The organism is Pseudomonas asiatica (assembly GCF_009932335.1).
GTDB lineage: Bacteria > Pseudomonadota > Gammaproteobacteria > Pseudomonadales > Pseudomonadaceae > Aquipseudomonas > Aquipseudomonas asiatica.
On sequence record NZ_BLJF01000001.1, the window covers coordinates 2605223 to 2629693 of the forward strand.

A 24471-nucleotide genomic window follows, 5' to 3' on the forward strand; every position below is an offset into this window, starting at 1 on the left:
GGTGGATCGCGTTAGCGCTTGGTCAATTGAGTGGTGGCTTCCAGTGGTGTCACTGGCTGTCCATCGGTGAGCCATCCTCCTCCGGCGGCAACCACCGTCTCGCCGGGCTTGAGTCCAGCGAGGACGCGCGCGCTGTCTCCTTCCTGTACCGGCGTGAAGCGCACCGCGCGACGGTGCACCTTCTTATCTTCAGGGGTGTAGACGAAGACGGAAGCCTCGCCCGGCTTCGTGCCGAGCACCAGCGAGGCATAAGGTATGGATACAGTCTCGGGCCGAGAGGTCTTGGAGGTTGCCGCAGGTGCGTCGAGCACGACCTGTACGGGAATACCTGGCCGAAGTGCGCGCGCTTGCGCGTTATCTTCAGGCACTAGCACCACGGGTAGGAGCGAGCCATTTTCGGCGCGCAGACCGACACGACGTACCACCGCTCGGATTGGTTGTTCGGCTCCGCTCCAGCTCAGTTCTGCGCGTTGGCCGACATCTATGTGAGGTGCCTGTGTAGTAGACGCGTTCGCGATGATCTCAGTGCCACTGCGCACGCCGTCGACCTGAAATACCGGCGCACCAGCAGCAATGTCGGTGAACGCCAAAGCCAGCTTTTCCGCCACGACACCATCGAAAGGAGCGACGATCATCGTGCCACGTTGTGCTCGTTCGGCCAGGCCAAGCGCCGCCTTGGCAGTGCGCGCTTGACCCTCTGCGACCGCTAGCTGCGCCTTCGCGCTCTCGAACGCAGCAGGGGAGATGACTTCGCTTTCGAGCAACCGGCGCTGTTGATCTGTCTGTACACGTCGATCCATCAGGCCGGCTTCGGCGGCCGCCAGGGATGCTTGCGCTTGTGTCACGCGAAGCCGGTCAGGTTGCGCATCAAGTTCTGCCAGGACTTGGCCGCGGGAGAACCGTTCACCCACGTCGACGTTCAACTTGGCGATCCGTCCTCCTGTTTCAAATCCTAGGATGCTGCGCTCGGTTGCTCGCGCCGAGCCAGTCAATTCGATGCGAGAGCTATGCGGGAGATCCGACTGCGCGGCGGCGAGCTTCACTGCGCGCGGAGGCTCGGATACGGTGGATTGCGAGTTTCCGCACCCTGAGAGCAGAGTCGAAATGGATAGTGTGCAAGCAACCGCCAAGGAGCGCGGTGCGCACGCGGTCATGACACCGCTACGGACGCGACTCATGTGCGTCCTTTTGCCGGGACAAGTTCGAGATGGCCCGAGGCGAGATCCTGGAGCGCCCGAAAGAAATGCCGCCGCTCTGCGGGTGCGAGTATTGGCAAACCCAGAAGATCGGCGAACAGGGCGCCATCCAATGCCAGCATGATGAGTGCCGCGGTCTCGGTGCCACGCGGGGATCGACGCACGCGTTCGTACTGCACGCGGTACCACTCGCGCAGTGGGTCGAGAAGTGTTGGATCTTCCGCAGCTGCCGCGAGCAGCGCTGCGCCCATCTTCTGCATCTCGTCGTCGGGCATCGCTTCCACCTGGCTCGACAGCCAGGGGTCCGGATCTCCGGCAAACCTGCGCTCGTGATTGGCTTGTACCGCGTCGAACGCCCGGATCATCTCGTCGATCAGTGTCACGAACAAATCGCGTTTGGTCTTGAAGTGATAGAGAAACGCCCCTTTGCTCAACCCGGCCCGCACAACGACGGCGTCCAGTGTCAAGCGACTGGCACCTTCCTCCAGCACCAGTTCGCGGGCGGCCTGCAGGATGCGGTCGCGAGTTCGCTGGGCTCCTTGCTGGAGGCCGGGCTGCGCATCGGCGCTGCTATGGGCAGTGGACGGGGGGGGCAACTTTGTTTTCGCGCGGGGCGGCATGGTCGTGCTCCAAAAAAGCTTGAGTCATATACAGTCCAGACGGTATAGTAGAAGCCATACAACAGTCCGTCAAGACTTTTTCGGAACGCAAGGAGCTGCCATGTCTCAAATTCTTGAACGCTATCGCCTCATTGCCATGATTTCTCCGCTACTGCTTCTTGCGGCCTGCAGCCATGCCCCGCACTCTGCCGATCCACCTCGCCTGGATGTACCGGCCCATTTCTCAAATGAAGAGGGAGGTGAAGGCATCTTGGACAAATCGTCCCGCCGTACTCTTCCCGTCGATTGGTGGACGGCCTACGGCGATCCGCACCTCAATGCCTTGGTCCGGGCGGCGCTGGAGCGCAATACCGAACTGACGATTGCGCGAGCGCGCGTGGACGAGGCATCGGCCGCCACGCGGCGAGCACGGGCCTCCCTGCTCCCCTCGTTGTCCGCGGGCACGCAGGCAACTCGAGGACGCGACTATTCAGAGAACGTTGCAATCGGCAATGATGGCCGCGCCACGTTGTCCGCATCGTGGGAGGCAGACCTGTCGGGACGGCTTTCGCAGGCAGCAGAAGGTGCGCGCCTGGATGCGGTGGCAGCCGAACAAGCGTGGGTTGCCACGCGGTGGCAGGTCGCGTTTGAAACAGTGTCGGCGGCTGTGCAGCAGCGCCAAGCCAGTGAGCTCGAAGCGCTAGCCGCGGCGCGGCTGGCATCCGCAGAACGACTCGTCTTGCTGATGCAACGGAAGTTCGAGGCCGGACAAGCTACCGGCTTCGACATCGAGCGTACCCGCGCCGGCGTCGTCGCACTGCGCGTGGAGCAAGAGCAACTGCGGCGTGCGCGCGGCGAGGCGACGCATGCACTCGATGTACTAGTGGGACAAACGCCCGGAGCGCCTGCAGCTTCCCCAACTCTTGCGTCGCTCGCCGTCCCGGACTGGACACCGACACGCATACCTGCGGACCTGCTGAGTGAGCGGCCCGACGTGCGCGCCGCCGAAGCGAAGTTCGCCGCCGAAACCGCGCGCTGGAACGCAGCCGAAGGCGAACGCTTCCCCAGGCTGGTGTTGGACCTGAGCGGCGGACGGCAGCGCGTAGAGAGTGTGGGAACCCGCATCACTGGAAACATTTTTTCACTTGGGGCCGGGGTGTCGTTGCCGATCTTCGATGGTGGCGCGATCCGTGCCGGCATCGAGACCGGAGAGGCGCGCAGCCGAGCTGCCCGTGCGGAGTTCGAGCGCACTTTGTTGAGTGCTTTGCAGGACGTAGAGAACGCATATCTCGGTTGGCATACGCAGCACGCAGCACTGGAGCATCAGGCCGAGGGTGTCGCAGTCGCGGAGCGTCAGCTCGATCGCAGCCGACGTCTGTTCGAGGCGGGACAAGTGGACGCCACGGTGGTGGCCGAGGCTGAGGCCGGGGTGCTGTCAGCGCAGGCTTCGCTGATCCGCACGCGGGCCGAGACAGCCATGCAATGGGGCGTCCTGGCAAAAGCATTATCCGGCTCTCCTGTTTGATCGCAGAAACATGCTGGAGCAGCTTGCGAAGGCTAGCTAAATAGCGTGACGCAAGGCGAAGGTGGTGAGGCCTGAGTGATGAGGAATGCGAACATGGAAATTCGACACCTGCGCTACTTTCTGGCGGTGGCAGAGGAGCTGCACTTTGCCCGAGCCGCAGAGCGCCTCCACATAGAGACATCGCCGCTGTCGCGCGCCATCAAGGAACTTGAGGAAGAGTTGGGCGTAGCGCTATTTGCGAGAACCACTCGGAGCACCCGCTTGACTCGTGCGGGCAGGCTCTTCTTTGAGAGCGTGCCGCGTGTCTTCGCAGCTTTGCAGCAGGCGCGCGACAGTGTGAACGCCGCAGCCAATGGCTTTCATTGCCAGCTCCGTATTGCATTGTCTGATGGAATCACGCCATCGCGCCTGCCTGCGTTGTTGGCGCTCTGCCGGCAGGAAGAGCCGGAAGTGGAAGTTCGCTTCTTCGAGGTGCCTTTGGCACAGCAAATCAAGGGATTGTGTGGCGAACTGTACGATCTCGGCTTCGCTCAATCGGATGAAGTCGGCGAAGGCATCATCGCCGTGCCGGTGTGGAGTGACCCTCTGATGGTAGCTGTGCCCGCACGGCACCCCTTGCTATCCCACAAACAGATTCCCCTAGAAGAGCTGTTGCGGTATCCGCTGGTGCTCTGCGACGCGGTGGCGTGTGAGGGCCATGCTCGGCAAGTTGAACGGGTGCTACGTCGCGTGGACATAGAGCCACTGATTGCCGAACGCGTGACTTCCAGCGATCTAATGATGGTCCTGGTTTCGGCGGGACTTGCACTAGGCCTCACAGGAGGCGCGCATATCACAGCCAGCAGGGAACAGGGGGTGGTCGCACGGCCGCTGACTGGACGTTCGCCAATGCTCACGACCTATCTACTACGGCCGGCCAGCGAGCCGTCAGAAATGCTGACTCGCTTCATGGAACGCGTTCATTCGATCAAATCTCCAGATGCCAAAGGTCGGCGGTAAACCATCACACAATCTCCCAAAGAAAATTAACCATGAAGAAGATTGCTCTCATATTGCTTTCCTCGACATTGGCAGCCTGCAGCCCATCTGGGAAACCAGATAAAGCCAACCTTCCGACAGTCGATGAATTAGCGCTCAATCCTGAGCGTCTGAAAGAGTTGCGCAAGCAATGCAAGTTGGATCGACCAATGCTGGGCGACCAACTATGTAACCGGGTTGCCGAGGCTACGCGAAAGCGCTTTTACGAAGATGGCGATGTGCCCCACACCACGCCTAAAGAGCCGCCGAAGTTCTAAGCTGGTGGTCATGCCGGAGTATGTATGCCGGATATGAAAAATTTGAAGGAGAATCGCAATGGGTTGGATCTATCTTGTTTTGGCTGGATTGTTTGAAATCGGATGGCCGGTCGGGCTGAAAATGGCGCAAGAGCCAACATCGCGTTGGAGTGGGGTCGCAGTAGCCGTCTCTTTCATGACAATTAGCGGCGCCTTCCTATGGCTTGCTCAGCGTCAGATACCGATTGGGACTGCTTATGCGGTGTGGACGGGTATCGGAGCGGCGGGAACTTTCTTAGTCGGAATTCATTTCTATGGCGACCCAACCTCCCTGATGCGATACCTTGGCGTGGCGTTGATCATCCTGGGCGTTATCACGCTCAAGTTATCGAGTTGATCGCTAGCTCCATTGGTAGCGTAGTCGCTAGGCGACCCAGCTCCCAGAGTGGATCGGGCGCTGGGAACTCGTACGGTCACCTCCTCTCTCTAGTCGCTATGTGACGAGCTTGCCGGCGCCTCGGGAGAGTTCGAGCCAGTGCGCGTAAGGCGGTGGGAGCACCCATTCCGGGTGGCTCCACCTTCAGTGCCTGCGCCAAGGTGACCTGAGTACGAACTTTGTAGCCAGTCAGGCAGTGAGTTCGGAGGGGATGCTATCGGATTGGATCCAGTTGCGCCGGATCGTCGCCGGCGGTTTGTAAGCATGCGCGCTATGCGGCCGCTGCTCGTTGTAGAACTGTCGCCAACGTTCGATCAGCACCTTCGCTTCGGTCCGACTGCGGAACCATTCGCGGTTGAGCAGTTCGTCGCCCATCGTTGCCTGCGAAGTCAGGACCAGCAGAATCCTGAGGGGAGTTCTCATCATGGTTTTCTCCGTTCAGACGCTTGGGATCAAGCGGCCGGAGACCACTACGCCTGCTTGGCTTTGCGCGCTGCCTCGACCAAGCTGTCGAGCCAGTCCTGATGGCCGTTGATCATCGGGTTGGGTTTGGCGTTGTGCAGCTCCTCGGCCGGTTTGCCCTTCTGAGTTTCCTGCGTGAGGATGCGCACGCGCCTGCCGTCCAGGTTCTCAACCAGCCAGGCGTGATGCACATCCAGGCGCGTATCTGTGCCTTCCTCGCCGGACCAGCCGTGCCAGGCCACGCGGCCGGGTTGCCCATCCGCAGGTGGCACGTATTCGTTGCACTGCCCCTCTACCGGGAAGCCGAAGGTCTCGAAGTAAAACCGATCGCCGTCGGCCAGTACCGGGCCTTTGCCGTCATGAAAGCACACGTTAGCCGAGTTGGCGTAGTAGCTTGGCCACAGCGATGGTGTGACGAGTAGAGGCCATACGTCGGCCGCGCTCAAGCCGGCGGCGATGATCTCATTGGAGGCGAAATTCTCAGTAAAGCCCGGCGTGTAGCCTTCGGGCCAGAGGATGGCGTTCTGTTGCTTGCTCATATCGAAGCTCCTTCACAAAATGTCGATGACGCAACAGGGGTGGCTGCGTCATTCAAGTGGTCATGGAGCAAATCATGAGCCTCCATCTGCAATAAGTGAAATCCTAAGTTTCTATTTTTGATATCATAAAATATGATATCAAGGCCTAGGTTCTGCCATCCACCGACTAGGCTATCTCGCAGCGGCGCTACGAAAGGGCGCGTCTCCAATTGAGCCGACTGATTGCTTATTTGTAGTGCGAGGTAGAGTTGTGCTGAGCATGACGATAGGAGCGATCTTGCCTACTTGTTGTTAGCACAGGAAGTGAACAGCAGTGCTCGTATCCAGCGATGTGCTGGATCGTGATGGGTGCGTTCGTGCCAAGCAGCCGTCTTGGTGAACCCCGGTATCTTCACCGGCGGCAGGGAGATAGCCAGCTTGTCCATACCGGCGACCAAGCGGCTCGGCAAGATCGCAACCATGTCACTGGCACGCAGGATGTCTGGCAAGATCAGAAAGCTCTTGACCGACAGTGTGACGCTGCGTCGTTTGCCCAACTGTTCTAGCGCATCGTCGGTGACGCCGCGGAAACCTCCACCATCGTAGGAAACAAGCGCATGGTCGAGAGCACAGAACTGTTTAACGGTCAGCTTGCGCCCCATAGCCGCAGGATGGTCTTCCCGCAGGACACACACATAGTGTTCCTTGAACAGCTCTCGGGCATGCAGATTTGGCGGAGTGATCTCTGGCGTCAGGAGGGCTAAATCGATCTGACCGCGCTCAAGCTGGTTCTGTAGCTGCCCGCTCTCGACTGGCACTAATGAGACTCGTACACGCGGTGCGTGCCGTTTAAGTGCCGATAGAAATGGGACAGCAACGGCACGCAGCGCATAGTCCGTCGCGGCGATGGAGAAGGTCAGTTGTGCGGTGGCCGGATTGAAGGAAGGTGGCTGGAGCAGCGCGTCGATTTCGGCGAGCACCTGCTTGACAGGCATCCCTAGATCCAGCGCCCGCTGCGTTGGAACGATACCCCGCTGCGAGCGCGCGAAAAGCGGGTCACCGAAGCTCTCGCGCAACCGCGTCAGCATGCCACTCAAGGCCGGCTGGGTTAGTCCCAGACGGGCCGCCGCCCGTGTCACATTGCGTTCGTCTAACAATGCGTCCAGCGCCTTGAGCAAGTTGAGATCCATACTCTTGATATTTTTCATTTTTATTCCAATCTTAAATATCATCGTTTTTCATGATATCTAAATATTGCCTATGAGTGGAAGCAAGGCCCATTGACGGCTTTTTTTGGGTAACTTGCTTGGAACTCTGTATGCGCCGCAGTGCGCTTTCGCTTGCGGCGCTTTTCTTTGACTCGCCACCGCGCTCATTCTTTCTTTTCCCTCGACCATTGTGCTGCGAACGGTCTTTGACCGGCACTAGCCCAGAACCGATCCTGACGCCTGCGACACCCCCTGTGCAACGCTTTCAATGAGACACCAGCGCAGGAGAAATCGGAGGACAGGTCATGCAAGGGACGAACGTTCTGTTCGGCCAGATCGCTGTGGTAATCGGCATCGTGATCGCCGGCGTCTGGGGCGCCACACAATGGACAGCAGCGACCCTTGGCTATCAAGTACGCCTCGGATCGCCCTGGTTCGATCTTCTAGGTGTACCGGTTTATCACCCGTGGCGCTTGTTCGAATGGTGGTTCTTCTTTGATGCCTACGCGCCGCACGTCTTCGACACAGGCGGTGCGATTGCGGGTGGTAGCGGTTTGTTCGCTTTACTCGTCGCCATCGCCATGTCGGTATGGCGTTCTCGGCAGTCGCGGCTGGTTACGACTTATGGTTCGGCACGCTGGGCCGATGCCGTCGACATCCGCAAAGCTGGACTGACCCTCCCGGCGGGCGTCTTCCTCGGCCAACACGACGACCAATACCTCCGACATGAGGGGCCGGAACATGTCCTGAGCTTCGCACCCACGCGCTCGGGCAAGGGCGTGGGCTTGGTGGTGCCTACGTTGCTTTCGTGGCCGGCGTCCGCCGTCATTCACGACATTAAGGGAGAGAACTGGAAGATCACGGCGGGCTGGCGTTCGCGCTTTTCGCACTGCCTGCTTTTCAACCCCACCGATAGGCAGTCGGCCGCCTACAACCCGCTGCTTGAAGTCCGGCGCGGCGCACATGAAGTGCGCGACGTGCAGAACATCGCCGACATTCTGGTTGACCCTGAAGGTGCGTTAGAGAAGCGCAATCATTGGGAGAAGACCAGCCACGCGCTACTGGTCGGTGCAATCTTGCATGTTCTGTACGCAGGCGAGGACAAGACGCTGCGCGGCGTCGCCAACTTCCTCAGCGACCCGGCGTGTCCGTTCGAGCTGACGCTGCACCGGATGATGACGACGAAGCACCTGGGCGATGCGCCTCACCCGGTTGTCGCATCCGCTGCCCGCGAAGTGCTCAACAAGTCGGACAACGAGCGATCGGGCGTGCTCTCCACCGCCATGTCGTTTCTCGGCCTGTACCGCGACCCGACCGTGGCCGAAGTCACATCGCGCTGCGATTGGCGCATCGCCGACCTGATTTCCGCCGAGCACCCGGTATCGCTCTATCTGGTGGTGCCGCCCTCCGACATAAGCCGCACCAAGCCGCTGATCCGGCTCATCTTGAACCAGATCGGGCGGCGGCTGACCGAATCGCTCGACGGCAGCGATGGCATCGCGCGCCGGCACAAGCTGCTGCTGATGCTGGACGAGTTTCCGGCGCTGGGTCGCCTCGATTTTTTCGAGTCCGCGCTTGCCTTCATGGCCGGCTACGGCATCCGCAGCTTTCTCATCGCTCAAAGCCTGAACCAGATCGACAAGGCGTATGGGCAGAACCATTCCATCCTCGACAACTGCCATGTCCGGGTGACTTTCGCCACCAACGACGAAAGGACGGCGAAAAGGATTTCCGAAACCCTCGGCACCGCCACCGAGCTTCGCGCGCAGCGCAACTACGCGGGCCACCGCCTCGCTCCGTGGCTGGGGCACCTGATGGTGTCGCGTCAGGAAACTGCACGTCCGCTGCTGACGCCCGGCGAGGTGATGCAGCTTCCACCTGAGGACGCCGTAGTCATGGTGTCCAGCGTTGCCCCGATCCGCGCGAAGAAGCTGCGTTACTACGTCGACGCCAATTTCAAGGATCGCGTCCTGCCACCGCCCGTGCTCGCAGTCGGGAGGTACGCCGACGCGCCGCCAGCCCGCCCCGACGACTGGAGCGGCTTGGCGATCCCGGCCGTACCTACGGCGCCGACCTCGGTATCCGCCGATGGTCCGGGCGGCACCGATGACGGCGGCCCGCGCCGCCAGCTCGAACTCTCCGAAACCGTCGCCTACGAGCCCGAGTTGGACGCGTGTGCGAACGACCTGGAGCTGCTCGATGACGACGACCTGGCGCTCCCGCTTCCCGGCCAGCTCGACCCGGCCATGCAGCGCACGGCCCGGCTGGCTTCTCTCGACCCCAACGACGGAATCGACCTATGAGCCAATACCGCCTCAATCTTTTCATCCAGCCCGAGCACGCCAAGCGCCTGGATGAACTTGCCGCCAAGAAAGGCGTGTCCAAGTCCTCCATCGTCGCAGCGGCCTTGGCGTCCTGGCTGTCACCCGATGCGGGCGACCAGCGTGAGGCCGCCATTGCCAAGCGGCTGGATCGACTGTCGCGGCAGACCGAACGCATGGAGCGCGACCAGAACATCCAGATCGAAACGCTGGCGCTGTTCATCCGCTATTTCTTGACCATCAGCACGCCGGTGCCAGAAGCCCACAAGGACGCGGCCCGCGCCCAGGGCAAAGCGCGCTTCGAGCAGTTCGTCGAGCAGTTGGGTCGCCACCTGCTGCGTGGCCGCAGTCTGGTGCGCGACGTGGTGGAGGAACTGCACCCCGATCCGATGCGGATGGATGACGCAGCAGCGATGGCGTCCGCCGATGAGCGAGCTGCAGAGCGTGCGTCATGAGTGCCGTTCCGCAGATTCCGCCTGAATCTCGCTCATCCGCCGCGGCGTCCCAGGATCGCCGCATCCAGATGCTGCGCACGGCGATGGGGCCGCTGATCGCCGCTGCGCTCGAAGATCCGGATGTTGTGGAAATCATGCTCAACCCCGATCGCACCCTGTGGGTGGATCGGCTGTCGTCGGGTCGCTCGCCGCTGGGCGTGGAGATGCCCGAGGCCGATGGTGAACGCATCATCCGCCTGGTCGCCGCGCATGTCGGCGCGGAGGTGCATCGCGGCCAGCCGCTCTTGACCGCCGAGTTGCCGGAAACCGGCGAGCGTTTCGAGGGCATCCTGCCTCCGGCCGCCCCGGGGCCAGCCTTCGCGCTACGCAAGCGGGCCGTGAGCATCATCGGCCTGGATCGCTACGTGGCCGACGGCATCCTGACCGCCGGGCAGGCCGAGTTCCTGCGCCGCGCCGTGCGCGAGCGGCAGAACATCCTGATCGCCGGCGGCACCAGCACCGGCAAGACCACGCTGGCGAACGCGCTGCTGGCCGAGATCGCCGCCACAGGCGACCGCGTGCTGGTGCTCGAAGACACCATCGAGCTGCAATGCGCGGCCCGCGACCATGTGCCGCTGCGCACCCGCGCCGGCGTCGTCACAATGACCGAGCTGGTGCGGGCCACGATGCGCCTGCGGCCTGACCGCGTGATCGTCGGCGAAGTGCGTGGCGGCGAAGCCCTGGACTTGGTGAAGGTCTGGGGCACCGGCCACCCCGGCGGCATTGCCACCATCCATGCCGGCTCCGCCTTGGGCGCACTGCTGCGTCTGGAGCAACTGATCCTCGAAGTGGCAGTGAATCCGCCCCGCGCCCTGATCGCCGAGGCGGTCAACGTGGTGATTCACATCGCAGGCCGTGGCCGCAAACGTCACGTCGAAACCATCTCCCGTGTCGTCGGCTTCGACGGTGCGGGCTATCGCCTGACAGATGCGCTGGAAACGCCGTTTCCCGAGCTGCCGCCGGTTCCTCTTGCAGCCGCTGCCGCTGCGCCTTCCTCGACCCCTGACCAACCTGGAGAACTGCCATGACGCACGTTGATGCTTTCCGTCTTTCCGTAAATCCTATTTCTCGCCTGTCCAGCATGGCGCGGCTGCGCCACCTGGCCCGTCCCGCAGGGCAAGGGCTGCTGCTGGCCGCGCTGATGCTGTTGCTGGCGGGCACGGCGCAGGCCGCCGGTTCCTCGATGCCGTGGGAAGGGCCGCTGACCTCCATCCTCGAATCCATCCAAGGGCCAGTCGCCCGGATCGTGGCGGTGATCATCATCATCTCGACGGGGCTTGCGCTGGCGTTCGGTGATACCAGCGGCGGCTTTCGCAAGCTGATCCAGATCGTGTTCGGCCTGTCCATCGCGTTCGCCGCGTCCTCGTTCTTCCTGTCGTTCTTCAGCTTCTCCGGAGGGGCCGTCGTATGAGTAAGGCCACCGATCTTCCGGGCTTTGAAGTGCCGCTGCATCGCTCGCTGACCGAGCCGATCCTGCTGGGCGGTGCGCCGCGCACCGTGGCGATTGCCAACGGCACGCTAGCCGCCGCCGTCGGGCTGGGCCTGCAACTGTGGATTCCCGGCGTGGTGCTCTGGATCGTCGGCCACTCGCTGGCCGTATGGGGTGCGCGCGTCGATCCGCAGTTCATGCAGGTCTTCGCGCGGCATATCAAACACCGCCCGCTTCTGGACGTGTGAGGGGAGGACGCCATGCTGAACCTTGCCGAATATCGTCAGCGCCCGGCCTTGCTTGCCGACTGGCTGCCCTGGGCCGGGCTGGTCGCGCCGGGCGTTGTGCTGAACAAAGATGGTTCGTTTCAACGCACGTTCCAGTTTCGCGGCCCCGACTTGGACAGTGCGACACAGGGCGAGCTGATTGCCACGTCGGCGCGGCAGAACAACGCGCTTCGCCGTACCGGGTCTGGCTGGGCCTTCTATATCGAGGCCGAGCGGATGCGGGCATCGAGCTATCCGCAATCCTCCTTTCCCGAACCACTGTCCTGGCTGGTGGATGAGGAGCGACGCGCGGCGTTCGAGGAGTCGGATGGCCATTTCGAGAGCGTCTATCACTTCACGTTGCAACACCTACCGCCGCAAGAGTCTCGCGCCCGTGCGGCTGGGATGCTGTACGAGAACCGGCCCACTGAGGGTGTGGACTGGCGTGGTCGGCTTGATTCCTTCGTGGCAGAGACCGATCGCGTGTTCGACCTGCTCGATGGTGTGATGCCGGAGATTGCCTGGCTGGACGATAGCCAGACGCTGACCTACCTGCATGCCACAGTCTCCACGCGGCGCTATCGCGTCGGCGTGCCCGACGTGCCGTTCCATATCGACGCACTGCTGGCCGATGCCGCGCTGGTCGGCGGCCTGGCGCCCATGCTGGGCGATCAGCACCTGCGCGTGGTGTCGGTACGAGGCTTCCCGACCTCGACCTGGCCGGGGATCTTGGACGACCTCAACCGCCTGGGCTTTGCGTATCGCTGGAGTACGCGCTTCCTGTGCCTGGACAAAGCCGAGGCGGAACGGGAATTGGGGCGCTTGCGGCGCCAATGGTTCGCCAAGCGCAAGAACGTCATCGCGCTGCTGCGCGAAACGATCTTTCAGCAGGAAAGCCCGCTGGTCGATACCGATGCCAGCAACAAGGCCGCCGACGCCGATGCCGCCTTGCAGGAGCTGGGCAGCGATCAAGTCGCCTTCGGCTACCTCACCGCCACGGTGACGGTGCTCGACGCCGACCCGGCCGTGGCCGACGAGAAGCTGCGCATGGTGGAGCGCGTCATCCAGGGCCGGGGTTTCGTGACCATCCCCGAAACCCTCAACGCAGTCGATGCCTGGCTGTCGTCCGTCCCCGGCAACGCATACGCGAACGTGCGTCAGCCCATCGTTTCGACGCTGAACCTGGCGCACATGATGCCGATGTCAGCGGTATGGGCTGGGCCGGAGAAGAACGAACACCTCGATGGCCCGCCGCTGATCGTCACCCGCACCGATGGCGCGACGCCGTTCCGGCTGGTGACGCACATCGGCGACGTGGGGCACACCCTTGTCGCCGGGCCGACCGGCATGGGCAAGTCGGTGCTGCTCGCCATATTGGCCATGCAGTTCCGGCGCTACTTCGGCTCGCGGATCTTCGCCTTCGACATGGGGCGCTCGATGCGCGCCACCATCCTCGGCCTTGGCGGTGAGCACTACGACCTCGGTGCCGATGGCGGCATCGCCTTCCAGCCACTCGCGCGAATAGCCCACGAGGGCTACCGCACCTGGGCCGCCGAATGGGTGGAGGGCCGGCTGCTGCACGAAGGCGTGACGGTCGGCCCGGACGAGAAGGCTGCCATTTGGTCGGCGCTGCGAAGCCTTGCCGGTGCGCCAGTGGAGCAGCGCACCATGACCGGCTTGTCGGTGTTATTGCAGTCCAACGCGCTGCGCCAAGCGCTCGCGCCCTATGTGTTGGGCGGCGCCCACGGCAAGCTGCTGGACGCTGACCACGACCGGCTGGGCATGGCCGACGTGCAGGGCTTTGAGATGGAAGAACTGATGCACAGCCCCGCCGCCGTGCAAGCAGTGCTGCGCTACCTGTTCGCCCGCTTCGACGAACGTTTTGACGGCGCGCCCACGCTGCTGATCCTCGATGAAGCGTGGCTGTTCCTCGATGAGCCGTCCTTCGCGGCCCGCATCCGGCAATGGCTCAAGACGCTCAGAAAAAAGAACGTCAGCGTCATCTTTGCCACGCAGTCGCTGGCCGACATCAAGGACTCGACCATCGCGCCAGCCATCATCGAAAGCTGCGCGAGCAGGATCTTCTTACCTAACCCGCAGGCCACCGAGCCGCAGATTCGCACGATCTACGAAGGCTTCGGCTTGAACAGCCGCCAGATTGAGATCGTGGCGACCGCACAGCCCAAGCGCGATTACTACTACCAGTCGCGCCTCGGCAATCGCCTGTTCGACCTCGACCTGGGGCCTGTCGCGCTCGCATTCGCGGGCGCATCCACCCCTCAAGACCAACGCGATATTGACCGCGTGCTGACGCAGGCCGGCGCTCCCGGCTTCGCCGGCGCGTGGCTGCGCCATCGCGGCCTCGGCTGGGCCGCCGACCTGCTGCCGTCCGCTCCGGCGGCAGCTTCCTTTCTCGCTTCTCAACCGCTGGAGGTTTCACCATGAAGACCAAGCCCCGTTTGCTCTCTGTCTCACTCGCTGCCGTGCTGTCGGTATCGCTGCTGGCCGTGCAGCCCGCATCCGCGCTGACGGTGTTCGACCCGTCCAACTTCGTGCAGAACACGCTGACCGCCGTGCGCACGCTGGAACAGATCAACAACCAGATCAACCAGCTTCAGAACGAGGCGCAGATGTTGATGAACCAGGCCAGGAACCTGGCAAATCTCGACTTCAACATCGTCAACCGCCTGCGCTCGACGCTCGCCACCACCGAGCGCCTGATCGCCGAGGCGCGCGGCTTGGCCTACGACGTGCAGAGCATGGATGCCACGTTCGCCCGCCTGTACCCGGAACAGTACGCCGCCACCATCAGCGGCGACCGCATGGCACAGGACGCCCGCGAACGCTGGCAGAACACCTTGAACGGCTTGCACACCGCGATGCGGATGCAGGCGCAGGTGTCGCAGAACCTCGCCCAAGACGAAAGCGCGCTGGCCGATCTCGTGAGCCAGAGCCAGTCGGCCACCGGCGCGCTGCAAGCGATGCAGGCGACGAACCAGCTCCTGGCTTTGCAGGCCAAGCAGTCGATCCAGGCGCAGCAGCTCCAGATCACGCAAGACCGGGCCGCTTCACTGGAACTGGCGCGGCAAGCGGCGGCTATGGAGCGCGCCCGCGAAGTGCGGCGGCGCTTTCTGGGCACCGGCACGCCGTACACGCCGCAGTCCGTCAACTTCTATAACAACTGACCGGAGGCGGCCATGCGATGCGCTTCCGTCCTGATGGCCGTGCTGCTGACCGCGTGCGGCCAGCAGCCGGCCGAGAACCTGGCCGACGCCCTGGCCGCAGATCCGGTGCGGCTCAAGGCGTTGCGCGGGCAATGCGCGGCCGACCGGCAGGCCGTGGGCGAGGATGCCTGCCGCGCCGCCGCTGAAGCCTTCCGGCGGCGCTTCTTCGCCGGCCATACCGGGCCGGATGAATACAACTCGCTGGCTGAACTCCCGCCGATTCCGCCGAGCTTCGATACGCCCGCAGATGAATTGCCAGAGGGCGCCGTTCCGCTCACTCCGCCCGAGGATTCGCCATGAACGACGTGACCATCATCGACCGTTTCCTCGATACGTTCTCGCGCTACATCGACTCGGGCTTCGGCTTATTGCAGGGCGAAGTGGCATTTCTCACCGCCACGCTCATCGTCATCGACATGACGATCGCTGGCCTGTATTGGGCCATGAGCCACGCCACCGGCCAGGGCGACGACGTGATCGCCAAGCTGCTGCGCAAGGTGCTCTGTGTCGGCGCGTTCGCCTACATCATCGGCAACTTCAACTGGCTGGCGAGCATCGTGTTCCGCTCGTTCGCCGGCTTGGGAATTACCGCTACCGGCTCGGCCATCACGATGGAGAACTTCCTTCAGCCGGGCCGGCTGGCGAAGACCGGCATCGACGCAGCCGCGCCGATTCTGGAACAGATCGGGGACATGGCTGGGTTCCCCGAGGTGTTCGTGAACATCGACCCTATCGTGGTTCTGTTCATCGCCTGGCTGGTGGTGATCCTCTGCTTCTTCGTGCTGGCCGTACAGCTTTTCATCACGCTGATCGAGTTCAAACTGACTACGCTCGCCGGCTTCGTCTTGATCCCGTTTGCACTCTGGAACAAGACCTCGTTCCTCGCGGAAAAGGTGCTAGGCAACGTGGTGTCGTCAGGCATCAAGGTCTTGGTGCTGGCCGTCATCGTCGGCATCGGTTCAGGCCTGTTCGCCGAGTTCCAGGTGCATCCCGACGAACCATCCATCGACCACGCGCTGGTCGTGATGCTGGCCTCGCTCGCGCTGCTGGCGCTGGGCATTTTCGGCCCCGGTATCGCCACCGGCCTGGTGTCCGGTGCGCCACAGCTTGGTGCGGGCGCGATGGCTGGTGCTGCGGTCGGGGCTGTCGGCACCGGCGTTGCCATCGGCGCCGCCGTAACGGGCGTGGGCGGCGCCGTCATGGCCGGGGCACGAATGGCCCCGGCGGCCGCAAAGCTGGCCGGTGCCGGTGCGCGTGCCGCGACTTCGGCGGCCGGCAGTGCCCGATCGGCGTTCCAGGCCGGTTCCGCTGCGGCCGGCGGCGGTGCCAAGGGCGCGGCGGCTGGCCTCGGCAATGTCGCCAAGACTGGCGCACAAGCCGCAGGCCGCAGCGTCACCTCTGGTGCTTCCGCTGTTGGGCAGAAGGTGGCCGACTCCTTCCGCGCTGGCTGGAACGGCACAGAAGCCGGCAGCGACGGTGCTGGCCCCGGCCAGACCGCAGACGGCACCGCAGGCTCGCAGAAGCAAGAGCAACCGGCCTGGGCCAAGCGGATGCACCGCCGCCAGCAGGCTACCCATGCCGCGACCACTGCCGCCCACACGCTGCGCGGCGGCGACGGCGGCGGCTCCGGGCAAGGCCCGAGCCTGCGGGATTCCGATACCTAACCTTCAAGGAGAACACCCATGCGATTCAAACGACCGCAGGTGCGCTACGCCGATACGCCGCAGCCTGCCACCCCGTATCAAGCCGCCGCCCAGGTGTGGGACGACCGTATCGGCTCCGCCCGCGTGCAGGCGAAGAATTGGCGCCTGATGGCCTTCGGCTGCCTAGTGCTCGCGCTGTTGATGGCCGGCGGCCTGGTGTGGCGCTCGGCGCAGTCCATCGTGACGCCCTATGTCATCGAGGTCGATCAAGCCGGGCAGGTGCGCGCCGTGGGAGAGGCCGCCACGCCGTACCGGCCCGGCGACGCGCAGATCGCGCACCACCTGGCGCGCTTCGTGACGCTGGTTCGCTCGCTGTCCATCGACCCCATCGTGGTGCGGCAGAACTGGCTCGATGCCTACGACTACACCACCGACAAGGGCGCGGCGGTGCTCAACGACTACGCCCGCACCAATGACCCATTCGCCCGCATCGGCAAGGAATCGGTAACGGTGCAAATCACCAGCGTGGTTCGCGCGAGCGACACGTCTTTCAACGTGCGCTGGACAGAGCAGCGCTATGTCAACGGTGCGCCCGCCGGCACCGAACGCTGGAACGCCGTGCTTTCGACCGTCCTGCAAACCCCGCGTACTGAACAGCGCCTGCTCAAGAACCCATTGGGTATCTACGTCAACGGCCTGTCATGGAGCCGCGAACTGGATTCTTCCGAAGGAGCCAAACCATGAAACTTCGTTTCCGCCTTTACGTTGTTCCTTTGACGCTGCTGGCCCTCGCGGGCTGCGCCTCGCAGGGGAAGCCGCCGCCATCCATCTCGCTCGACGAGACGGTGCTGGCCCAGCCGTTGCCCGAACCGCCCAAGCCCGTCGAAGTCGTCGCCGTCCCTGAACCGCTGGCGCTGCCGGCGCAGTTGAAGCCCCTGCCGGAACTCGATGAGGCCCCCGTTGCGCCGGAGCCGGCCGACGAAAAGGTGCGCGTTTCCCGTGCCAATGCAGAAGCGCGTATCGCGCCTACCCGTGAGGGCTACGTCAACGCGATTCAGGTGTGGCCGTTCACCGATGGCGCGCTTTATCAGGTCTATGCGTCGCCGGGGCGCGTGACGGTGGTTTCGCTTCAACCGGGCGAGGAACTGGTAACGGTCGCCGCCGGCGATACCGTGCGCTGGATCGTGGGCGACACGTCCAGCGGCGGCGGGGCCGATCTGCGCGTCAATGTGCTGGTCAAGCCTATCCGCTCCGGTCTGAAAACCAATCTCGTCATCACCACCAGTCGGCGCACCTACCTGCTGGAGCTGACCTCGACCGAGAGGGCATGGATGGCGTCGGTGTCCTGGGACTATCCGAAAGACCGAATGCTCGCGTTGCAGCGCCAGGCGCAGGCAGCGCAGGCAACAACGCCTGTCGATACGGGCCTGTCGCTGGACAAGATCCGCTTCCGCTACGCGGTATCGGGCAGCAACCCGCCGTGGAAGCCTCTGCGCGCCTTCGATGATGGAGAGAAGGTCTATATCCAGTTCCCGCCGGGCATCGCCCAGGGCGAGCTGCCGCCGCTGTTTGTCATCGGCGCGCAGGGCGACGGGCAACTGGTGAACTACCGTTTTCGCTCGCCGTACTACGTCGTGGATCGCCTGTTCGGCGCGGCCGAACTGCGGCTGGGCGGCGATGGCGGCGACGTGGTGCGGATCGAGCGCACCGATGGTGTTGCACGGAGGAACTGACCATGAGCCAGGATGACACTCCCGACCTTGCCGCGCCGCAGGCGGACAAGGTGGCGCCGGAGGCAGTGGCGCTGCGCGCCCAGCCGCGTCCAGTCACACGCCTGAACCGGCGCTCGCTGGCCATCCTTGCCGGCGTCCTAGCGGTCGCCGTGCTCGGCGCGCTGATGTGGTCGCTGCAACCTCATCGACGCAGCACAGGCGAGCAGACCGAGCTTTACAACGTCGATCGCGTGTCAAAGTCGGAAGGACTGGATGCGCTGCCGACGGACTATTCCAAGCTGCCGCCGGCGTTGCTGCCTGCCGTTCCCGAACTAGGGCCACCGCTGCCGGGCGATCTTGGCCCGGCTATCGTGAAGTCGCAGCAACCGGCGACGGCTGCCTACGCGGCCCCCGGTCACGACCCGAACGATGCCCTGCGAAAAGAAGCCGAGGCGGCCGCGGCCTCGTCCGTGTTCTTCCGCTCGGGTGGGCAGAATGCGGCGCCGGTAGCGCAGACACAGGTGGCCGCTGCGCCGGGCTTCGCCGCCAATGCGGCGTTTGACCCGCTGGCGGCCGGGCCGGCCTCCACGGCGGCCCAACCTGCTGACCCGACAGCGGTGCAAAACCGGCAAGACCAGAAAGAGGCTTTCATGAAAGCTGGCCCCACTGAAACCCGTAATTCCGGCAATCTGACTCTGCCAATTTCGCCGTATCAGGTTATGGCCGGAACAGTGGTCGCAGGTGCCTTGGTGACGGGCATCAAGTCGGACTTGCCCGGCGACGTGATCGCCACGGTGACGGAGCCGGTCTATGACACAGCCACCGGGCGCTTCCTGCTGATTCCGCAGGGTTCGCGCATCCTGGGCAAATACAACAGCCAGGTCAGCTACGGGCAGAGCCGCGTTCAAGTCGTCTGGAACCGGATCATCCTGCCGGACACGTCTTCGCTCACGCTCGACAACCTGGCCGGCACCGACCCAGCCGGCTATGCCGGGCTGGAGGACGATGTGGACTACCACTGGGGCCGCATCTTTGCCGGTGCGGCACTCACCACGCTGCTGGGCGTCGGTGCCGAGCTGGCCGCGCCGGAGAACCGGCAGGATGGTGATCGCGTCATCATCGCTGGGCGCGACAGCGCGCAGGACAGCATCAATCAGGTCGGCCAGGAGATGACCCGGCGCAACCTCAACATCCAGCCGACCTTAACGCAACGGCCGGGCCTGCCGGTTCGCATCATCGTCAACCGGGATCTGGTGCTGCGGCCGTACCAGCCGCTGTTCTTCAACCGGGGGACTTCACGATGAGCACGACCAAGAAGCTGCGGCTCGGCCCGCTGCCGAAGACCGAGAGCACCAAGCTGACTTTCGTTTGCCCGACCAGCTTGAAAGTCGACCTCGACCGCTACGCCGCGCTACACGCGCAGGCGTATGGCGAGGCCGTTGATGCGGCGACGCTGATCCCGCATATGCTGGAAGCGTTCATGGCGGGGGATCGAGGATTCAGGAAGGGCACGGCGACCCGCAGCACACCACCGAAGCCGCCATGATTGCACCGCATGCTATTCAACGGCATCCATCGAACGCGCAGCCCAGGCTGCGCGTTCTTCATTCTGGATGCCGCCGAGCCTGTTGGGCTATGATGATGCGACAGGCCCGCCGTTCCTCGGCAATCCAGCACTACACAGTGCGATGCGGCTTTCTCTCCCAACGCTCCTATGTCGCTCCTAGCCGACAACGCCGCTCTTCTTCTAAGCGGCCCCGAAAGGAGCTAACCTACTGTCCCATATACGGTTTCAAGTCCTTCTTGATTTGCGCGAAAGAATTGACACCGGCACTTTTTTGAAGCCTGCACCGGCCTCTTCGCGGGCTTGCCCGCTCCCACAGGGACAGCACAGGCCATGAATGCCGTGCGATCCCTGTGGGAGCGGGCAAGCCCGCGAAAAGGCCAGTACAGAAACCGCAGGAATCAAGGCATCAGGCCACCTTTCGTCCCCTCGCAAGAGAAATTTCCAGCCACCTATTGCACAACAAATATTATGGTATACCATCAGACAGCAAGAGCTGATAACCCTCACCAGGAGCCACCCATGAGTTTCGAAATCCGCAAGATCGTCACCTACTCCGAAGAGACCCGCATCGAAGGCGGCAAGGCCACCGACAAGCCGGTGACCATGGTCGGCCTGGCCGTCGTGATCAAGAACCCATGGGCCGGTCGCGGTTTCGTTGAAGATCTGAAGCCGGAAATCCGTGCCAACTGCTCGGACCTGGGTGCCCTGATGGTCGAGCGCCTGACTGCCGCCATCGGCGGCGCCGACAAGATCGAAGCCTACGGCAAGGCCGCAGTCGTCGGTGCCGACGGCGAAATCGAACACGCCTCGGCGGTGATCCATACCCTGCGCTTCGGCAACCACTACCGTGAAGCGGTACAGGCCAAGAGCTACCTGAGCTTCACCAACAAGCGCGGCGGCCCGGGCACCTCGATCCAGATCCCGATGATGCAGAAGGACGACGAAGGCCTGCGCTCGCACTACATCACCCTGGAAATGCAGATCGAAGATGCCCCGCGCGCCGATGAAATCGTCGTGGTCCTGGGCGCCTCCGACGGCGGCCGCCTGCACCCGCGCATCGGCAACCGCTACATCGACCTGGAAGAACTGGCTGCCGAAAAAGCCAACGCTCAATAACAACAACCAAGACGGGCCGGGGCGTGGCGTGCTTACCCGCCGCGCCCGACCTTCAAGGAGCGCCCTCCATGATTCAGCCTGTCGCTGAACGTACACCTGCCGGCACCAGCTACCTGTCCGTCGGCCAGGGCCAACCCGTGGTACTGATTCACGGCGTTGGCCTGAACAAGGAAATGTGGGGTGGTCAGATCGTGGGCCTGGCCAACGACTACCGCGTCATCACCTACGACATGCTCGGCCACGGCCAGAGCGCGCTGCCGGCCGCCGACATCGGCCTGGAAGGCTACGCCGACCAGCTCGCCGAACTGCTCGACCACCTGCAGATTCAACAAGCCACCGTGATCGGCTTCTCCATGGGCGGCCTGGTCGCCCGGGCGTTCGCCCTCGAATACCCACAGCGCCTGGCTGCACTGGTAGTGCTCAACAGCGTGTTCAACCGCACCCCCGAGCAGAGCGCCGGCGTTATCGCCCGCGCCGCCCAGGCTGCGCAGCTTGGCCCCGACGCCAACGTCGACGCCGCGCTCGACCGCTGGTTCAGCCGTGAATACAAGGCTGCCAACCCGGCGCAGGTCGCCGCCATTCGCCAGGTGCTGGCGAGCAACGACCCGCAGGGCTACCACACCACTTATTCGCTGTTCGCCACCCAGGACATGTACCGCGCCGCCGACCTGGCCAGCATCCAGGTGCCGACGCTGATCGCCACCGGCGAACTCGACTCGGGCTCCACCCCGGCCATGACCCGCCAGCTTGCTGCCAGCATTCCTGGCGCACACAGCGTGGTCCTCGCCGAGCAACGGCATATGATGCCGGTGGAAGCACCGCGTGAAGTCAACAAGATGCTGCTGGACTTCCTCGCCCAAGCCCGCACCCTCACCGAATCCGCCAAGGGGATTGTTGCATGACCCTCGTTCGTTTCCAGATGTGCATCGACGGCCAATGGCGCGATGCCCAGAGCGGCAAGACCTTCGACAGCCTCAACCCGGCTACCGCCCAGGCATGGGCGCAATTGCCCGACGCCGACGAGGCCGATGTCGAGCTGGCCGTGCAGGCCGCCCAGCGCGCCTTCGACAGCAAGGAGTGGCGCAGCATCACCGCCACCGCGCGCGGCAAGCTGCTGCGTCGCCTGGGTGACCTGATTGCCGAAAACAAGGAACACCTGGCCCAGCTGGAAAGCCGTGACAACGGCAAGCTGATCCGCGAAACCCGCGGCCAGGTCGGCTACCTGCCAGAGTTCTTTCACTACACCGCAGGCCTTGCCGACAAGCTTGAAGGCGGCACCCTGCCGCTGGACAAGCCCGACCTGTTCGCCTACACCGTGCACGAGCCGATCGGCGTGGTGGCCGGGATCATCCCGTGGAACAGCCCGCTGTACCTCACCGCCATCAAGCTGGCCCCGGCCCTGGCCGCCGGCAACACCATCGTGCTCAAGCCGTCCGAGCACGCCTCGGCGACCATCCTCGAGCTGGCCCGCCTGGCCCTCGAGGCCGGCTTCCCGGCTGGTGTGGTCAACGTGGTCACCGGCTACGGCCCCAGCACCGGCGCGGCGCTGACCCGCCACCCGCTGGTGCGCAAGATCGCCTTCACCGGCGGCGCCGCCACCGCCCGCCACGTGGTGCGCAGCAGCGCCGAGAACTTCGCCAAGCTGTCGCTGGAGCTGGGCGGCAAGTCGCCGAACATCATTTTCGCCGATGCCGACCTGGACAGCGCCATCAACGGCGCCGTGGCAGGCATTTATGCCGCCTCCGGGCAAAGCTGCGTGGCTGGCTCGCGTCTGCTGGTGCAGGACGAGATCTTCGACGAGTTCGTCGAACGCCTGATCGCCCGCGCCAAGCGCATCCGCATCGGCAACCCGCAGGACGACGCCAGCGAAATGGGCCCCATGGCCACCGCGCAACAGCTGGCCGTGGTCGAAGGCCTGGTGGCCGCGGCCAAGGCCGAAGGCGCCAAGCTGCACATGGGCGGCAAGCGCGCCGAAGTCGAGGGTGACGGCTGGTTCTACGAGCCAACCCTGTTCGAATGCGACAGCAACTCGATGACCATCATGCAGGAAGAGGTGTTCGGCCCGGTTGCCGCGGTAATCCGCTTCAAGACCGAGGAAGAGGCCCTGGCCATCGCCAACGACTCGCAGTTCGGCCTGGCCGCCGGCATCTGGACCCGCGACCTGGGCCGTGCCCACCGCCTGGCCCGCGACGTGCGTTCGGGGATTATCTGGGTCAACACCTACCGTGCCGTGTCGGCCATGGCGCCGATCGGCGGGTTCAAGAACAGCGGCTACGGCCGTGAGAGCGGCATCGATTCGGTGCTGGCCTATACCGAGCTGAAGACGGTGTGGATCAACCTGTCCACCGCGCCGATGCCCGACCCGTTTGTGATGCGCTAAGAGGTAGCACGAGATGATCGAACCAGGCATCTACAAAGACGTGATGGGCTCGTTCCCGTCCGGCGTCACCGTGGTCACCACCCTGGACGCCGACGGTGGCATCGTCGGCATCACCGCCAGCGCGTTCAGCGCGCTGTCGATCGACCCGGCGCTGGTGCTGTTCTGCCCCAACTACGCCTCCGACACCTACCCCATCCTGCGTGACAGCAAGCAGTTCGCGATTCACCTGCTGTCCGCCGACCAGACCGCCGAGGCCTATGCCTTCGCCGGCAAGGGCAAGGACAAGGCCAAAGGCATCGAATGGCACCTGAGCGAGCTGGGCAACCCGCTGCTGGCCAAGGCCACGGCGATCATCGAATGCGAGCTGTGGCGCGAGTACGACGGCGGTGACCACGCGATCATCGTCGGCGCGGTGAAGAACCTGGTGCTGCCGGCCGAGCCGGTGACCCCGATGGTCTACCACAAGGGCAAGCTGGGCGCCCTGCCGCCCCTGGGCTGACCTTGAGATCGCCGGGGGCTGCCGTGCAGCCCATCGCCGGCAAGCCAGCTCCCACAGGGATTCCACAGGCCTGTGGCCCTGCGCTGTATCTGTGGGAGCTGGCTTGCCGGCGATGGGCCGCACAGCGGCCCCTGTATCACCCTTTTTCAGGGGCCGCGTCATCGTCTCACCCTCGGTTGCGTCCCCTGTTTTATTCTGGAGTACTGCACATGAGCAATGAAAAGTACGAAAAAGGCCTGCAGATCCGCACCCAGGTACTGGGCGAGGACTACGTCAACCGCTCGATCCAGAACGCCGACGACTTCACCAAGCCGTTGCAGGAGCTGGTCACCGAATACTGCTGGGGCCACGTCTGGGGCCGCGAAGGCTTGTCGCTCAAAGAGCGCAGCATGATAAACTTGGCCATGATTTCCGCGCTCAACCGGCCCCACGAGCTCAAGCTGCACATTCGCGGCGCCTTGCGTAATGGCCTGAGCCGTGAACAGATTCGCGAGATCCTGCTCCAGGTCGGCATTTATTGCGGCGTGCCCGCGGCGGTGGACAGTTTCCGCCTGGCCCGCGAAGCGTTCGCTGAAGCCGATGCGGAGTCAACCCGTTAACAC

26 protein-coding genes and 1 pseudogene are annotated in these 24471 nt (G+C 63.7%); 22 read left to right on the top strand and 5 right to left on the bottom strand.

The window, feature by feature from the left end; genetic code table 11:
* Window positions 1–11 precede the first annotated feature (11 nt).
* A complete protein-coding gene (locus tag GYA95_RS12020; protein WP_003092290.1) occupies window positions 12–1178 on the bottom strand; it encodes an efflux RND transporter periplasmic adaptor subunit in 1167 nt (388 codons plus the stop codon).
* Window positions 1175–1816 carry a TetR/AcrR family transcriptional regulator gene (locus tag GYA95_RS12025; RefSeq protein WP_023093369.1) on the bottom strand — a complete coding sequence of 214 codons (642 nt, stop codon included), beginning with the start codon at window positions 1814–1816 and terminating at the stop codon, window positions 1175–1177. The genes GYA95_RS12020 and GYA95_RS12025 overlap by 4 nt, the downstream gene beginning before the upstream one ends.
* Window positions 1817–1916: 100 nt before the next feature.
* Here GYA95_RS12025 and GYA95_RS12030 point away from each other — a divergent pair, with 100 nt between their 5' ends.
* The 4 genes from GYA95_RS12030 to GYA95_RS12045 all read left to right on the top strand — a co-directional run bounded on the left by GYA95_RS12030 (window position 1917) and on the right by GYA95_RS12045 (window position 4991).
* Window positions 1917–3320 (top strand): efflux transporter outer membrane subunit, encoded by a 1404-nt coding sequence (locus GYA95_RS12030; RefSeq protein WP_000078291.1) that lies wholly within the window; start codon window positions 1917–1919, stop codon window positions 3318–3320.
* Between the two features lie 93 nt (window positions 3321–3413).
* Complete coding sequence (locus tag GYA95_RS12035) at window positions 3414–4319, top strand: LysR family transcriptional regulator (RefSeq protein ID WP_000405670.1); 906 nt, start codon at window positions 3414–3416, stop codon at window positions 4317–4319.
* A gap of 32 nt (window positions 4320–4351) precedes the next feature.
* Window positions 4352–4615: an EexN family lipoprotein gene (locus tag GYA95_RS12040; RefSeq protein WP_000717310.1), complete on the top strand. Its 264-nt coding sequence runs from the start codon at window positions 4352–4354 to the stop codon at window positions 4613–4615.
* A 58-nt stretch (window positions 4616–4673) separates the two neighbouring features.
* Window positions 4674–4991 (top strand): DMT family transporter, encoded by a 318-nt coding sequence (locus GYA95_RS12045; protein ID WP_000539741.1) that lies wholly within the window; start codon window positions 4674–4676, stop codon window positions 4989–4991.
* A 228-nt stretch (window positions 4992–5219) separates the two neighbouring features.
* Here the strand turns inward: GYA95_RS12045 and GYA95_RS12050 are convergent.
* The 3 genes and pseudogenes from GYA95_RS12050 to GYA95_RS12060 form a co-directional block, all read right to left on the bottom strand.
* Window positions 5220–5399, bottom strand: a pseudogene (locus tag GYA95_RS12050) (integrase core domain-containing protein); the annotation flags it as partial.
* Between the two features lie 101 nt (window positions 5400–5500).
* Window positions 5501–6031 carry an SRPBCC family protein gene (locus GYA95_RS12055; RefSeq protein WP_000043569.1) on the bottom strand — a complete coding sequence of 177 codons (531 nt, stop codon included), beginning with the start codon at window positions 6029–6031 and terminating at the stop codon, window positions 5501–5503.
* Window positions 6032–6312: 281 nt separating this feature from the next.
* Window positions 6313–7218, bottom strand: a complete 906-nt coding sequence (locus GYA95_RS12060) for a LysR family transcriptional regulator (protein ID WP_023093368.1) — start codon at window positions 7216–7218, stop codon at window positions 6313–6315.
* Window positions 7219–7523: 305 nt separating this feature from the next.
* Between GYA95_RS12060 and GYA95_RS12065 the strand changes: the two genes are divergently transcribed.
* From GYA95_RS12065 to GYA95_RS12150, 18 genes are all read left to right on the top strand, one after another.
* A complete protein-coding gene (locus GYA95_RS12065) occupies window positions 7524–9521 on the top strand; it encodes a conjugal transfer protein TraG (RefSeq protein WP_001163195.1) in 1998 nt (665 codons plus the stop codon).
* A complete protein-coding gene (locus GYA95_RS12070) occupies window positions 9518–9994 on the top strand; it encodes a ribbon-helix-helix protein, CopG family (protein WP_000085131.1) in 477 nt (158 codons plus the stop codon). Before GYA95_RS12065 ends, GYA95_RS12070 begins: the two co-directional genes overlap by 4 nt.
* On the top strand, window positions 9991–11061 hold the full coding sequence (trbB, locus tag GYA95_RS12075) for a P-type conjugative transfer ATPase TrbB (protein ID WP_023093367.1): 1071 nt from the start codon (window positions 9991–9993) through the stop codon (window positions 11059–11061). Before GYA95_RS12070 ends, trbB begins: the two co-directional genes overlap by 4 nt.
* Window positions 11058–11444, top strand: coding sequence for a TrbC/VirB2 family type IV secretion system protein (locus tag GYA95_RS12080; protein WP_000150010.1), 387 nt, complete (start codon window positions 11058–11060; stop codon window positions 11442–11444). The genes trbB and GYA95_RS12080 overlap by 4 nt, the downstream gene beginning before the upstream one ends.
* Window positions 11441–11710 carry a VirB3 family type IV secretion system protein gene (locus tag GYA95_RS12085; protein WP_003092280.1) on the top strand — a complete coding sequence of 90 codons (270 nt, stop codon included), beginning with the start codon at window positions 11441–11443 and terminating at the stop codon, window positions 11708–11710. The genes GYA95_RS12080 and GYA95_RS12085 overlap by 4 nt, the downstream gene beginning before the upstream one ends.
* Window positions 11711–11722: 12 nt before the next feature.
* A complete protein-coding gene (gene trbE, locus GYA95_RS12090) occupies window positions 11723–14173 on the top strand; it encodes a conjugal transfer protein TrbE (RefSeq protein ID WP_000933135.1) in 2451 nt (816 codons plus the stop codon).
* Entirely contained in the window at window positions 14170–14913 is a 744-nt protein-coding gene (gene trbJ, locus GYA95_RS12095; RefSeq protein WP_003092277.1) for a P-type conjugative transfer protein TrbJ, read from the top strand. The genes trbE and trbJ overlap by 4 nt, the downstream gene beginning before the upstream one ends.
* A 12-nt stretch (window positions 14914–14925) precedes the next feature.
* Window positions 14926–15252 carry a hypothetical protein gene (locus tag GYA95_RS12100; RefSeq protein WP_014603538.1) on the top strand — a complete coding sequence of 109 codons (327 nt, stop codon included), beginning with the start codon at window positions 14926–14928 and terminating at the stop codon, window positions 15250–15252.
* Window positions 15249–16616, top strand: a complete 1368-nt coding sequence (trbL, locus tag GYA95_RS12105; RefSeq protein ID WP_001000746.1) for a P-type conjugative transfer protein TrbL — start codon at window positions 15249–15251, stop codon at window positions 16614–16616. The genes GYA95_RS12100 and trbL overlap by 4 nt, the downstream gene beginning before the upstream one ends.
* 18 nt (window positions 16617–16634) lie before the next feature.
* Window positions 16635–17339, top strand: a complete 705-nt coding sequence (gene trbF / locus GYA95_RS12110; RefSeq protein ID WP_001211312.1) for a conjugal transfer protein TrbF — start codon at window positions 16635–16637, stop codon at window positions 17337–17339.
* Entirely contained in the window at window positions 17336–18328 is a 993-nt protein-coding gene (trbG, locus tag GYA95_RS12115; RefSeq protein ID WP_000776560.1) for a P-type conjugative transfer protein TrbG, read from the top strand. Before trbF ends, trbG begins: the two co-directional genes overlap by 4 nt.
* Before the next feature lie 2 nt (window positions 18329–18330).
* On the top strand, window positions 18331–19611 hold the full coding sequence (locus GYA95_RS12120; protein ID WP_003092274.1) for a TraB/TrbI/VirB10 family type IV secretion system protein: 1281 nt from the start codon (window positions 18331–18333) through the stop codon (window positions 19609–19611).
* The gene (locus GYA95_RS12125; RefSeq protein WP_000108283.1) at window positions 19608–19853 is read left to right on the top strand and encodes a DUF2274 domain-containing protein; all 246 of its coding nucleotides are present in this window, start codon (window positions 19608–19610) and stop codon (window positions 19851–19853) included. Before GYA95_RS12120 ends, GYA95_RS12125 begins: the two co-directional genes overlap by 4 nt.
* 540 nt (window positions 19854–20393) lie before the next feature.
* Window positions 20394–20990: an amino acid synthesis family protein gene (locus tag GYA95_RS12130; protein ID WP_003258678.1), complete on the top strand. Its 597-nt coding sequence runs from the start codon at window positions 20394–20396 to the stop codon at window positions 20988–20990.
* Between the two features lie 68 nt (window positions 20991–21058).
* Complete coding sequence (locus tag GYA95_RS12135) at window positions 21059–21892, top strand: alpha/beta fold hydrolase (RefSeq protein WP_015270729.1); 834 nt, start codon at window positions 21059–21061, stop codon at window positions 21890–21892.
* Complete coding sequence (locus GYA95_RS12140) at window positions 21889–23370, top strand: aldehyde dehydrogenase (RefSeq protein ID WP_015270730.1); 1482 nt, start codon at window positions 21889–21891, stop codon at window positions 23368–23370. Before GYA95_RS12135 ends, GYA95_RS12140 begins: the two co-directional genes overlap by 4 nt.
* Window positions 23371–23383: 13 nt before the next feature.
* Window positions 23384–23869: a flavin reductase family protein gene (locus tag GYA95_RS12145; RefSeq protein ID WP_015270731.1), complete on the top strand. Its 486-nt coding sequence runs from the start codon at window positions 23384–23386 to the stop codon at window positions 23867–23869.
* Between the two features lie 209 nt (window positions 23870–24078).
* Complete coding sequence (locus tag GYA95_RS12150; protein WP_008100863.1) at window positions 24079–24468, top strand: carboxymuconolactone decarboxylase family protein; 390 nt, start codon at window positions 24079–24081, stop codon at window positions 24466–24468.
* Window positions 24469–24471 lie beyond the last annotated feature (3 nt).

Coding starts and splice junctions, on each gene's coding strand:
- GYA95_RS12020 (WP_003092290.1), bottom strand. CDS start 1,178: ATGAGTCGCGTCCGTAGCGGTGTCATGACCGCGTGCGCACCGCGCTCC.
- GYA95_RS12025 (WP_023093369.1), bottom strand. CDS start 1,816: ATGCCGCCCCGCGCGAAAACAAAGTTGCCCCCCCCGTCCACTGCCCAT.
- GYA95_RS12030 (WP_000078291.1), top strand. CDS start 1,917: ATGTCTCAAATTCTTGAACGCTATCGCCTCATTGCCATGATTTCTCCG.
- GYA95_RS12035 (WP_000405670.1), top strand. CDS start 3,414: ATGGAAATTCGACACCTGCGCTACTTTCTGGCGGTGGCAGAGGAGCTG.
- GYA95_RS12040 (WP_000717310.1), top strand. CDS start 4,352: ATGAAGAAGATTGCTCTCATATTGCTTTCCTCGACATTGGCAGCCTGC.
- GYA95_RS12045 (WP_000539741.1), top strand. CDS start 4,674: ATGGGTTGGATCTATCTTGTTTTGGCTGGATTGTTTGAAATCGGATGG.
- GYA95_RS12055 (WP_000043569.1), bottom strand. CDS start 6,031: ATGAGCAAGCAACAGAACGCCATCCTCTGGCCCGAAGGCTACACGCCG.
- GYA95_RS12060 (WP_023093368.1), bottom strand. CDS start 7,218: ATGAAAAATATCAAGAGTATGGATCTCAACTTGCTCAAGGCGCTGGAC.
- GYA95_RS12065 (WP_001163195.1), top strand. CDS start 7,524: ATGCAAGGGACGAACGTTCTGTTCGGCCAGATCGCTGTGGTAATCGGC.
- GYA95_RS12070 (WP_000085131.1), top strand. CDS start 9,518: ATGAGCCAATACCGCCTCAATCTTTTCATCCAGCCCGAGCACGCCAAG.
- trbB (WP_023093367.1), top strand. CDS start 9,991: ATGAGTGCCGTTCCGCAGATTCCGCCTGAATCTCGCTCATCCGCCGCG.
- GYA95_RS12080 (WP_000150010.1), top strand. CDS start 11,058: ATGACGCACGTTGATGCTTTCCGTCTTTCCGTAAATCCTATTTCTCGC.
- GYA95_RS12085 (WP_003092280.1), top strand. CDS start 11,441: ATGAGTAAGGCCACCGATCTTCCGGGCTTTGAAGTGCCGCTGCATCGC.
- trbE (WP_000933135.1), top strand. CDS start 11,723: ATGCTGAACCTTGCCGAATATCGTCAGCGCCCGGCCTTGCTTGCCGAC.
- trbJ (WP_003092277.1), top strand. CDS start 14,170: ATGAAGACCAAGCCCCGTTTGCTCTCTGTCTCACTCGCTGCCGTGCTG.
- GYA95_RS12100 (WP_014603538.1), top strand. CDS start 14,926: ATGCGATGCGCTTCCGTCCTGATGGCCGTGCTGCTGACCGCGTGCGGC.
- trbL (WP_001000746.1), top strand. CDS start 15,249: ATGAACGACGTGACCATCATCGACCGTTTCCTCGATACGTTCTCGCGC.
- trbF (WP_001211312.1), top strand. CDS start 16,635: ATGCGATTCAAACGACCGCAGGTGCGCTACGCCGATACGCCGCAGCCT.
- trbG (WP_000776560.1), top strand. CDS start 17,336: ATGAAACTTCGTTTCCGCCTTTACGTTGTTCCTTTGACGCTGCTGGCC.
- GYA95_RS12120 (WP_003092274.1), top strand. CDS start 18,331: ATGAGCCAGGATGACACTCCCGACCTTGCCGCGCCGCAGGCGGACAAG.
- GYA95_RS12125 (WP_000108283.1), top strand. CDS start 19,608: ATGAGCACGACCAAGAAGCTGCGGCTCGGCCCGCTGCCGAAGACCGAG.
- GYA95_RS12130 (WP_003258678.1), top strand. CDS start 20,394: ATGAGTTTCGAAATCCGCAAGATCGTCACCTACTCCGAAGAGACCCGC.
- GYA95_RS12135 (WP_015270729.1), top strand. CDS start 21,059: ATGATTCAGCCTGTCGCTGAACGTACACCTGCCGGCACCAGCTACCTG.
- GYA95_RS12140 (WP_015270730.1), top strand. CDS start 21,889: ATGACCCTCGTTCGTTTCCAGATGTGCATCGACGGCCAATGGCGCGAT.
- GYA95_RS12145 (WP_015270731.1), top strand. CDS start 23,384: ATGATCGAACCAGGCATCTACAAAGACGTGATGGGCTCGTTCCCGTCC.
- GYA95_RS12150 (WP_008100863.1), top strand. CDS start 24,079: ATGAGCAATGAAAAGTACGAAAAAGGCCTGCAGATCCGCACCCAGGTA.